Raw genomic sequence first — 9624 nt, 5'->3', positions numbered from 1 at the left:
GTCCCGCACCGCCGACCGCCGGGGCCCCGGCCGGGTCCTCGCGCACGCGCTGTCCCGGCGCGGCCCGCCCCCGTGCGTCGCCCTCCCCGCCACGGCCCCCACGGTGTCGCACTCCTGATCCGTGGGCCGGTCGCCCCAGCCAGCACGCCGCGGAACACGCGCCGACGACATCGAGGACCCCATGCGCACGGAACCCCCCACGCATCAAGACCCCACGCATCAACCCGCCGCCAACGACCCCACCCCCACCGACCCCGCCGCCACCGACGCCGCCCCCACGGACGCGACACCCGCGGGCGGAACCCCCACAGGCCCGACCGGCCGTTCCGGAGGCGGCGGCACCTGGAGCGCCCTGCGCCCCCTGGTCCTGCGCCTCCACTTCTACGCGGGCCTGCTCATAGCCCCGTTCCTGCTCGTCGCCGCGGTCAGCGGACTGCTGTACGCCCTCTCCTTCCAGGCCGAGAAGATCGTCTACCGGCATGAGCTGGAGGTCCCGGTCGGCGACAGCGTCCTGCCGCTGGCCGAACAGGTCGACTCCGCCCGCCGCGCCCACCCGGACGCCACCGTGACGGCGGTGTGGCCGTCCGCCGGGGCGGGCGCCACGACCCGCGTCCTCATGGCGAGTCCGGAGGTCGAGGACGGCAAGTCCCTGGCGGTCTTCGTCGACCCGTACACCGCGCAGGTGCGTGGCACCCTCCCCGGCTACGGCAGCTCGGGCGCCCTCCCGCTGCGCACCTGGCTCGCCGAGCTCCACCGCGACCTGCACCTCGGCGAACCCGGCCGCCTCTACAGCGAACTGGCGGCGAGCTGGATGTGGGTCGTCGCGCTCGGCGGCCTGCTGCTGTGGCTCGGCCGCAAACGCGCCACCAGGCGCGCCCTGTTCCTCCCGGAGGGCGGTCCCCGCTCACGTCGCCGCACCCTGTCGTGGCACGGCTCGGTCGGTCTGTGGGCCTCCGCCGGCCTGCTCGGCCTCTCGGCCACCGGCCTGACCTGGTCGACGTACGCGGGCGAGAACATCGCCTCCGTACGGGAGCGGCTCGGCGGTGCCACGCCCACAATCTCCGCCACGCTCGGCGGCGGCGCGGCGGCGGGCGGCGAGGCCCACGAGGGCCACGGCACGCACCACGACCCCGCCGCGCCCGCCGGGGACGGTACGGACATCGGCATCGACCGGGCGGTGGAGGCTGCCCGCGAGGTGGGCGTCGACGGCAGGATCGCCGTCACGCCGCCCACCGACGGCAAGGGGTACGTGGTCAAGGAGACCGACACGCAGTACCCGGTCCGCCTGGACGCGACGGCGATCGACCCGGCGACCGGCGAGGTCCTCGACACCCTGCGGTTCGCCGACTACCCGCTGCTGGCGAAGCTCACCCGGTTCGGTATCGACGCGCACACGGGCGTCTTCCTGGGCCTTGCCAACCAACTGGCCCTCGCCGCGCTCGCCCTCGCGCTGATCCTGCTCGTCGTGTGGGGCTACCGCATGTGGTGGCTGCGCCGCCCCGGCCGCCCCGTGGCGCCCGGCACGTGGCGCAGGGTCCCGGCGCCGCTGCTCCTGCCCCTGGCGGCGGGCACCGCCCTGGTGGGCTGGTTCGTGCCGCTGCTGGGCCTGAGCCTGCTGGCGTTCCTGGCGGTCGACGTGACGCGCTCGGCCGTGTCCCGCCGCCGGGCCGCGTAGGCGGAGAACGAGGGGCGCCCCCACCGGAAGGTCCGGCGGGGGCGCCCCTCGTATGTGTGACGTGCTCCGGCTGGGCCGGATCAGACCTGGCCGGCCTTCTCCAGGGCCTCGCAGCAGGTGTCCACGAGCAGGCGGGTGACCACGTACGGGTCGACGTTGGCGTTCGGGCGGCGGTCCTCGATGTAGCCCTTGCCGTCCTTCTCGACCTGCCACGGGATACGCACGGAGGCGCCACGGTTCGAGACGCCGTAGCTGTACTCGTTCCACGGGGCGGTCTCGTGCAGACCGGTCAGACGGTCGTCGATGCCCGCGCCGTAGTTCTTGACGTGGTCGAGCGGCTTCGAGCCCTCACCGAGCGACTCGCACGCGGTGATGATCGCGTCGTAGCCCTCGCGCATCGCCTTCGTGGAGAAGTTGGTGTGCGCGCCGGCGCCGTTCCAGTCGCCCTTGACCGGCTTCGGGTCGAGGGTGGCGGAGACGTCGTAGTCCTCGGCCGTGCGGTACAGCAGCCAGCGGGCGATCCACAGCTGGTCCGAGACCTCCAGCGGGGCCAGCGGGCCCACCTGGAACTCCCACTGGCCCGGCATGACCTCGGCGTTGATGCCGGAGATGCCCAGGCCCGCCGTCAGGCAGTGGTCCAGGTGCGCCTCGACGATGTCACGGCCGTGGATCTCGTCCGCGCCCACACCGCAGTAGTAGCCGCCCTGCGGGGCCGGGAAGCCGTTCTCGGGGAAGCCCAGCGGACGGGAGCCCTCGAAGAAGGTGTACTCCTGCTCGATGCCGAAGATCGGCTCCTGCGCGGCGTACTTCTCCGCGACCTCCACCAGCTGCGCACGCGTGTTGCTGGAGTGCGGCGTCATGTCCGTGTTCAGGACCTCGCACAGCACCAGCACGTTGTCACCGCCGCGGATCGGGTCCGGGCAGGAGAAGACCGGCTTCAGCACGCAGTCGGAGGCGTGGCCCTCGGCCTGGTTGGTGCTGGACCCGTCGAAGCCCCAGATGGGGAGCTCGGCGACGGCGCCGACCGGGGCGGTCAGTATCTTCGTCTTCGAGCGGAGCTTGGCGGTCGGCTCGGTGCCGTCGATCCAGATGTACTCAGCCTTGATGGTCACGGGGCCTCATCCTTTGGGGTGCAGCGGTATGCCGCGCAGCTTGGCAACAGGGGATTTCCCGGCCGTTGCTCGTTTGTGAACCCCGTGTTACTCAGGTTTCCCGTGGTGCGCGCACCTCCTGTGCGACGGCGTTTCCAGCAGGTCACGCGACATGAGCGCGTCATGCGCCGCCGTTTACGCACGCTCCTGCGCGCGGGCCGCGGCCCGCAGGCCCGCAGTCCCGCAGTCCCGCGAGGGTACGGACCCGGCCCCCGGTGTCGTCGAGGCGCGCCGCGAACTCCGGCACGGGCCGCCCGTAGAGCGCGTACCGGTGCACCGGCTCCCCGTACGGGTCCCGCACCAGCGACGGGTGCGGCGACCGGTGGTCGTCGGGGTGCGGGACGACGAACGCCGCAGCATCCGCGAGGTGGCCGCCGCCGCTGCCCGGGACATCCCCGCCGTACGGACGGAGACACTCCCGGGCGCGACGCACCACACTCTGCCGCCGGCGTCCCCACCTGGGACGGACGCGCGCGCGTGGCGGAGTTCCTGCGGTCCTAGCCGACGCGCTCGATCCGCGCGTTCCGGATCAGGAACTTGCCGGGCTCGCGGACCTGCTCGAACGCGGCGTTGTTGAGCAGGACGCAGCTGCCGGAGGCGGAGGTGACCTCGACGGTCGTGGACTTGTCGTTGTCGAGGTTGGTGACCTTCAGCCGCGTACCGGCGGGGAATTCGCCGCTGGACGCGGCGGGGGCGCCGCCCTCGCCGGAGAGGGTGACGGTGGACCCGGCGCAGACGACGTCCCCGCCCGCGTTCCCACCCTCGGCGGGCGGCTGGGCCTGCGCGGGCGGTTCCGCCTCGGCCGGGGGCTGGGCCTCGGCGGGCGGCTGGGCCTCGGCCGGGGGCTGGGCCTGCGAGGCGTCATCGGCCGCGCCGCCCCCGCCGACGGCTTCGGCGTCGCACCCGCTGGCCGCCGCCTTGCGCTTGATCTCCTCGATGACGGCGAGCCGGTTGGCGATCCGCGCCTCCGACTGGGCGTCCGGGTTGGCCCGCTGCCCGGCGATGAACTGCTCGTTGTTCTGCAGGGCGGTGGCCAGCCCGTCGCAGGCCACGGACGCCTGGCTGGTGCCGGTCATCACGACCGCCGTACCGCCCGCCAGCACGGCCGTACCGGCGAGCAGCGCGAGCTTCTTGCTGCGGCTGAGGGTCTTCTTGCGTGACACGTGGGACTCCTGTCCCCGACCGCTCGGGGGCGGCGGCCGGATCGGTGTGCGTGTGCCCCTACGTACGAGTAGCGACCCGGCTCCGACTCAACGCCGCCCTCAGATCGACCGCTGCCGCACACCGCCCGGGCGCCTGACCGGCTACGACCGGGACAACGCGTCCCGTACGGCCTCCTCCGACCGTCCCACGACCGCCGTGCCGTCGTCGGGGGTGATGATCGGCCGCTGGATGAGCTTCGGGCGGGAGACGAGCGCCTCGATCCACCGTTCACGTGACGCCTCGTCGCGGGGCCAGTCCTTCACGCCGAGCTCCTTCGCGGCGGCCTCCTGGGTGCGGGTGATCTCCCACGGCTCCAGCCCGAGGCGGTCGAGCACATCACGGATCTCGGCGGCCGACGGCACGTCCTCCAGATACCGGCGGACCGTGTAGTCGGCGCCCTCCGCGTCGAGCAGCCCGAGGGCGCCACGGCACTTGGAACAGGCGGGGTTGATCCAGATCTCCATGCCGCACACCGTACCCCCGGCAGTTGCCGAAAGCCGGTCTGGCCAGGGCCGATTGTCAGTGGTGGCCGGTAAAATCGTGGTACTCAGTGAGGGGCCGGGGGAGGCCCCTCACGCCGCGTACCAGGAGGTCGCCGATGGCCGTCGCCACCGTCACGCCACTGCCCCTCGAACCCTGGAAGCCCCTGCGGAAGAAGCCGCTCCCGGCCGGCCGGCCGCGCGAGTGGTACGTGAGCCACAACCGCCGTCTGAAGGCCATGCGCCTCGCGATCGCCCTGCTCGACTCGGGCGTGTACGTCGCGTCGAAGGCCGACAACCGGACGATACGGAACACGGCGCACCGCATCGGTGTGCACCCGCCGTCGGACGCGACGTGCCGCATGGTGCGCGCGCTGATCCGCTCGGGCCGCTAGCGGTACACCCGCGCCCGCCGACGCCGCCGCCACCGCCGACGCGAGGAAAGGGGGAGAACCGCGGCGGCGACCTCGGGCCCTACGGTCTGGTGGAACGGCCGGGTGATCGGCGCCTGGGCCCGGCAGCCGAACGGCGAGCCGGTCTGGCGCCTCCTCACCGACCCGGGCGCCGAGGCCCGGACCGCCGTCGAGTCGGAAGCGGCCCGCCTCCACTCCTGGCTGAACGGCACCCGCGTCACCCCCGCTTCCGCACCCCGCTGGAGCGGGAACACTCCAACTGGGCACAGGGCGCTGCCTGTCAGTGCTCCCGGTAGAGGTCGGCGAGGAGCGCCACCGCGGCGTGCGTGGCCGGATGCGGGTCGTGGCGCCGCCAGATGAGGTGTACGGGAACAGGGGCGGCGTCGCGCAGGGGACGGTAGGCGATGCCGTCGCGGCGGTACTGGGTGACGGTCGAGTACGGGGTGACGCCGACGCAGCGGCCGGTGGCGATGGCGGCGAGCCAGTCGTCGATGTCCTGGGTGTACTCCAGGGCGGGCCGCGCGGCCTCGGGCCACAGGTCCACGGTGGTGGTGCCGGTGCGGCGGTCCACGACGAGGGTGCGCTCGCGGACCTCGTCCAGCCGGATCGTACGGCGCCTCGCCCACGGGTCGTCGGCGGCCATCGCGACATAGCGGCGCTCGTGCCCGACGACCGCGTGGTCGTAACGGCGCGGGTCGATGGCGGTACGGACGACGGCCAGGTCGCACAGGCCCTCGGCGAGGCCGCCGGTCGGCGTGTTCTGGCGGATGAGGTGGAGCTCGACGCCCGGGTAGCGGTCGTGCCAGCGGCGCTGGAACTCCGGGGTGTGGCGGCCCATCGCGGACCAGGCGTGGCCGATACGCAGCCGGGTGTGGCCGGTGGCGGCCTCACGCACCAGCTCGTCGGCCTCGGCGAGGACATGGCGGGCCCGGGCCAGCACCTGCACGCCCGCGGTGGTCGGGGTGACCGCCCGGCTGGTGCGGTGCAGCAGCCGCATACCGAGGATCTTCTCCAGCGCGCGCAGCGTACGCGAGGCGGCCGCCTGCGAGATGCCCAGTTCGATCGCGGCGTCGGTGAAGCTGCCGGCGTCGACGATCGCCACCAGGCAGCGCAGATGCCGCAGCTCCAGATCCGAGACACTTTCCATGCGTCCAGCGTATAGACAGCGCGCTGGATGCATTTTGCGTATGCGTGCGGGCGGCGGAGAGTGCGGGCATGGCGATACACGCGCAGAGCGCGCAGAGGGAGACGGCGGCGCCCGCGGGTTCCTGGTCCGGGGTGGCGATGATGCTGGGCAGCGGCCTGTCCAACCAGGTCGGGGCGGCCGTGGCCGCGCTCGCCTTCCCGGTGATGGGCCCGGTCGGGGTGGTGGCCGTACGGCAGTGGGTGGCCGCCGCGGTGCTGCTCGGCGCGGGCCGCCCGCGGTTCCGCACGTTCACGGCCGCGCAGTGGCGCCCCGTACTCGGCCTCGCACTGGTCTTCGCGGCCATGAACCTCTCCCTCTACACGGCCATCGACCGCATCGGCCTCGGTCTCGCGGTCACCCTGGAGTTCCTCGGCCCGCTCACCGTGGCGCTGGCCGGCTCCCGCCGCCGCACCGACCTGCTCTGCGCACTCGCCGCCGCGGGCGCCGTACTCGTCCTCACCCGCCCGCAGCCGAGCACCGACTACCTCGGCATCGGCCTGGCCCTGCTGGCCGCCGTCTGCTGGGCCTGCTACATCCTCCTCAACCGCACCGTCGGTACCCGCCTCCCGGGCGTCCAGGGCTCGGCCGCCGCAGCCGCCGTCTCCGGCCTGGCGTACCTCCCCGTCGGCGCGGCCGCCCTCTGGCTCCACCCACCCACGCCCACCGCCCTGGCCTGCGCCCTCACCGCCGGCATCCTCGCCTCGGCCGTACCCTTCCTCGCCGACCTCCTCGCCCTGCGCCGCGTCCCCGCCCACTTCTTCGGCACCTTCATGAGCATCAACCCGGTCCTGGCGGCCCTGGTCGGCACGGTCCTCCTGAACGAACACCTCGACGCGACCTCCTGGCTGGCCATCGCGGCCATCGTGACCGCCAACGCCACAGCCCTGGCCAGGCCCGCCCGCACGGAACCGGCCCGGGAACCCGCCTGAGGCGAAAGCCGGTTGGAGGAGCCGACCGGATCGAACCGCACCCCATGGACGCCGACCTGGCCCACAACGCGATGCCGTCGCACGGCCCGACGGGGCGCAAGCTCCGCGATGAGCGTGCGCGGCTCGCCCATGCCGTGCCTCCGGACACGCCCGGCTGACTGCGGGGAACGTCGAGGTGGTCGGCCGGGCCTGGCTCGTCGCGCACGCACGGCTGCCGCGTGACGGGAGCTGACGCCCGGCCCTGTACGGCGGCGGTTCCCCACGTCCTACCAGGGGCGTCGCGGGGAGGCTCCCCTGGTCAGGACGCGGCGGGGGTCGCGGGGGCCACCGGGGCCACAGGGGCCTTCCTCGGGTCGGGCGTGGCCGACGAGTCCTGCCGGTAGAAGATGTCGATGTCCACCTCTTCGCCCCCGACGATCAGCGTGTCCCACGCCCCGCTCTCCAGCAGGGTGCGCAGGGTGTCGGACCTGAGCGTCTCCAGGTGGTTCCGGAGGGTCGGGTCGTCGGGCATGCCGGGGACGCGTGACGCCAGCCGGTCGCGGATCGCCCGCAGCCGTTCCATGAGCGCGTCGATGTCCGCGGTCCTGTCCAGATCCTTCCCTTCGGACCGCTCGATGCTCTGTGCGATCTTCTCCTTGATCGCGCGACTGACGCCGTCCTCGTCCGTGTTGATCATCGTGTTCCAGGCGCGGCTCTTGTGCCGGTACTGGAGCATCGACATGGCCGCCTCGTGGCGGGCGAAGTCGGCGTCCCGGAAGGGCCTGCCGGTCCATGCCCCGTTGAGGGAGCGGGCCAGCGAGATGGCGGAGCCCAGTCCGCTGTTGAGTCCGCGTCCCGGCCAGAAGTGGATGGCGTTGGCTGCGTCGCCGAGCAGGAACCCGTACGTCCCCGGGGTGGTCGACGTGGCCGAGTGCAGCCGGGTGGTGAACCTGGGCCGCTGCACCATGTCGAGCCGGAAGGCGGTGACCGCGCTCAGGTCCCTCTCGGCGACCCCGAACAGCGCCAGTCCCTCCAGCACCCGCTTCCACAGGGCCGAACCCCTGACCATGGCGGGCAGGAAGAGCGTGCTGTGCGTGGAGCACTGGAAGTCACCGTGATCGTCCCGCCCCATGACGCACGGGCGTGAGGCGATGCAGTCCTCGAACACATGCCGGACCGGATCGATACCGACCACTTCCGCGGCCTCGGCATCGGTGAGCCGCATGTTCAGGAATCCCTCGCCGCGCAGCGAGTTGAGGAGAAAGCGGTTCTGGGCCACGGTGAGCAGAACGGTCATGGGGTCCGTCAGAGTCGATTTGACGCGGAGGCCCAGGACGACATCCTGAATGTGCTCGCCGTGCAGCGAGTAGATGGACTTGTCGGCCTGGCCGAACCTGTCGGCGAAATACTCACGCGTTCGCGAGCGACTTCCCTCGCAGATGGCGAGTACATGCTCCTTGGCCTCGGTCTTCCGGTGCTCGGCCGGGTCGAATGCGGTGGGGACCAGCCGGATTCGGTCCTGCTTTTCGTTGGCCAATTCGAGGAGAGTGTCCTCGATGTAGGCGATGCGGAGGTTCCGCGGGTTGTAGCCGCGGATGGAGTCGGGGCCGACCGGCCACATCTCGGAGTACGCGTCGCCACGGAACAGCCGTCCCTGCACCTCCTCGGGGAGGTTCAGGTACTGCCGGCTCTGCACCGTGACGACCTGCTGCCGCCGGACGTTGCCCTGCCCCTCGCTCTTCCAGACGACCTTCGCCCCGTCCTGAACCCACCGGCCGTCGTACACGGTGACGGCCACGCGAGGCCCCATGAGCTGCTCGAGGAGCAGGGCGAAACTCAGACCGACCGGACCACCGCCCGAGACCGTGACGTTCAGCACCGGCCCTGCCGCCAGCGTCGCCTCGGAAGGGGTGAGCGGTCGCAGCACGGTGAGGTCGAGGATGGTCTCCAGCGCGTCGGCCGCTTCGAAGCGGAACGTCTCGGTTCCTATCTCGATGAGATCTCCGGGCTGCAGTTCACGCGAGGTCACACGCGCCCCGTTGACCCGCGTGCCATTACTGCTGCCGCTGTCGTAAAGCACGAATCCATGGCCCTCGCGACGTACTTCGGCGTGAAAGCGTGAGACGTTCCTCCCGGTTATCACCACACTGTTGTCGCTGTTGCGGCCCAGGGTTACCGGTGTGGTGCCGATCGGGAACTGCTGTCCAGTCAGAGAGCCTTGATGGCCAACAAGCCGAGGAGGCATGGGTCACCCACTTCCATAAATCACGGATGCGATGACGAAATGCGAAACCGGGCATCGAACAGCAGCACCCTGCGTCACACACCGCGAGTCGGCCGGTACGCAGAGCAATCCTAATCCGGCCATCGGGCCGATGAGAAGCCATTTGCCCCGACCGAACATCACATGGTGGCCATTCCGTGAAGATGTAACAGTGCCGGCCCGACTGGGAATGCTGAGTCAGTCGTGAAGGGTGCGGATGGTGGTTTCAGCGATGAATGGCCGACCGTGCGCGTCGGCGCCGCGAACCATCGACAAGTCGTCCACGATCCACCGGGAGGCGCTCGAAAACCAGTCGAGCAGCGCCGCTGTGTGCCACTACCGTGCT

9 protein-coding genes and 1 pseudogene are annotated in these 9624 nt (G+C 71.7%); 4 read left to right on the top strand and 6 right to left on the bottom strand.

The window, feature by feature from the left end; genetic code table 11:
* Positions 1-181 precede the first annotated feature (181 nt).
* Positions 182-1675 (top strand): PepSY domain-containing protein, encoded by a 1494-nt coding sequence (locus FVS66_RS06080; protein ID WP_149179962.1) that lies wholly within the window; start codon positions 182-184, stop codon positions 1673-1675.
* Between the two features lie 80 nt (positions 1676-1755).
* Here FVS66_RS06080 and glnII read toward each other — a convergent pair whose 3' ends face one another.
* The 4 genes from glnII to FVS66_RS06060 all read right to left on the bottom strand — a co-directional run bounded on the left by glnII (position 1756) and on the right by FVS66_RS06060 (position 4493).
* Entirely contained in the window at positions 1756-2787 is a 1032-nt protein-coding gene (gene glnII, locus FVS66_RS06075) for a glutamine synthetase (RefSeq protein ID WP_149179961.1), read from the bottom strand.
* 160 nt (positions 2788-2947) lie between these two features.
* Positions 2948-3262 (bottom strand): ARPP-2 domain-containing protein, encoded by a 315-nt coding sequence (locus FVS66_RS06070; protein ID WP_187645406.1) that lies wholly within the window; start codon positions 3260-3262, stop codon positions 2948-2950.
* Positions 3263-3323: 61 nt separating this feature from the next.
* Entirely contained in the window at positions 3324-3989 is a 666-nt protein-coding gene (locus FVS66_RS06065) for a hypothetical protein (protein ID WP_149179960.1), read from the bottom strand.
* A 141-nt stretch (positions 3990-4130) separates the two neighbouring features.
* On the bottom strand, positions 4131-4493 hold the full coding sequence (locus FVS66_RS06060) for an arsenate reductase family protein (RefSeq protein WP_149179959.1): 363 nt from the start codon (positions 4491-4493) through the stop codon (positions 4131-4133).
* Between the two features lie 134 nt (positions 4494-4627).
* Here FVS66_RS06060 and FVS66_RS06055 point away from each other — a divergent pair, with 134 nt between their 5' ends.
* Both FVS66_RS06055 and FVS66_RS35725 read left to right on the top strand, forming a co-directional pair.
* Complete coding sequence (locus FVS66_RS06055; RefSeq protein WP_149179958.1) at positions 4628-4903, top strand: hypothetical protein; 276 nt, start codon at positions 4628-4630, stop codon at positions 4901-4903.
* A 72-nt stretch (positions 4904-4975) separates the two neighbouring features.
* Positions 4976-5281, top strand: a pseudogene (locus FVS66_RS35725) (DNA glycosylase AlkZ-like family protein); the annotation flags it as partial.
* Here the strand turns inward: FVS66_RS35725 and FVS66_RS06045 are convergent.
* Positions 5202-6068, bottom strand: coding sequence for a LysR family transcriptional regulator (locus tag FVS66_RS06045; protein ID WP_149179957.1), 867 nt, complete (start codon positions 6066-6068; stop codon positions 5202-5204). The pseudogene FVS66_RS35725 and the gene FVS66_RS06045 sit on opposite strands and share 80 nt — an antisense overlap.
* Positions 6069-6136: 68 nt before the next feature.
* On the opposite strand from FVS66_RS06045, the gene FVS66_RS06040 reads away from it, so the two are divergent.
* Positions 6137-7036 carry a DMT family transporter gene (locus FVS66_RS06040; protein WP_149179956.1) on the top strand — a complete coding sequence of 300 codons (900 nt, stop codon included), beginning with the start codon at positions 6137-6139 and terminating at the stop codon, positions 7034-7036.
* 298 nt (positions 7037-7334) lie between these two features.
* Here FVS66_RS06040 and FVS66_RS06035 read toward each other — a convergent pair whose 3' ends face one another.
* The gene (locus FVS66_RS06035) at positions 7335-9260 is read right to left on the bottom strand and encodes an FHA domain-containing protein (RefSeq protein WP_149179955.1); all 1926 of its coding nucleotides are present in this window, start codon (positions 9258-9260) and stop codon (positions 7335-7337) included.
* Positions 9261-9624 lie beyond the last annotated feature (364 nt).

This window comes from Streptomyces sp. TRM49041 (genome assembly GCF_008271805.1).
GTDB lineage: Bacteria > Actinomycetota > Actinomycetes > Streptomycetales > Streptomycetaceae > Streptomyces.
The sequence above is the reverse complement of the archived record's forward strand: the minus strand, read 5'-3'. Positions and strand labels throughout refer to the sequence as shown.

Bases quoted from the DNA above. Each gene is read 5' to 3' on its own strand.
- FVS66_RS06080 (WP_149179962.1), top strand. From the start codon at position 182: ATGCGCACGGAACCCCCCACGCATCAAGACCCCACGCATCAACCCGCC.
- FVS66_RS06055 (WP_149179958.1), top strand. From the start codon at position 4,628: ATGGCCGTCGCCACCGTCACGCCACTGCCCCTCGAACCCTGGAAGCCC.
- FVS66_RS06040 (WP_149179956.1), top strand. From the start codon at position 6,137: ATGGCGATACACGCGCAGAGCGCGCAGAGGGAGACGGCGGCGCCCGCG.
- FVS66_RS06035 (WP_149179955.1), bottom strand. From the start codon at position 9,260: ATGCCTCCTCGGCTTGTTGGCCATCAAGGCTCTCTGACTGGACAGCAG.
- FVS66_RS06045 (WP_149179957.1), bottom strand. From the start codon at position 6,068: ATGGAAAGTGTCTCGGATCTGGAGCTGCGGCATCTGCGCTGCCTGGTG.
- FVS66_RS06060 (WP_149179959.1), bottom strand. From the start codon at position 4,493: ATGGAGATCTGGATCAACCCCGCCTGTTCCAAGTGCCGTGGCGCCCTC.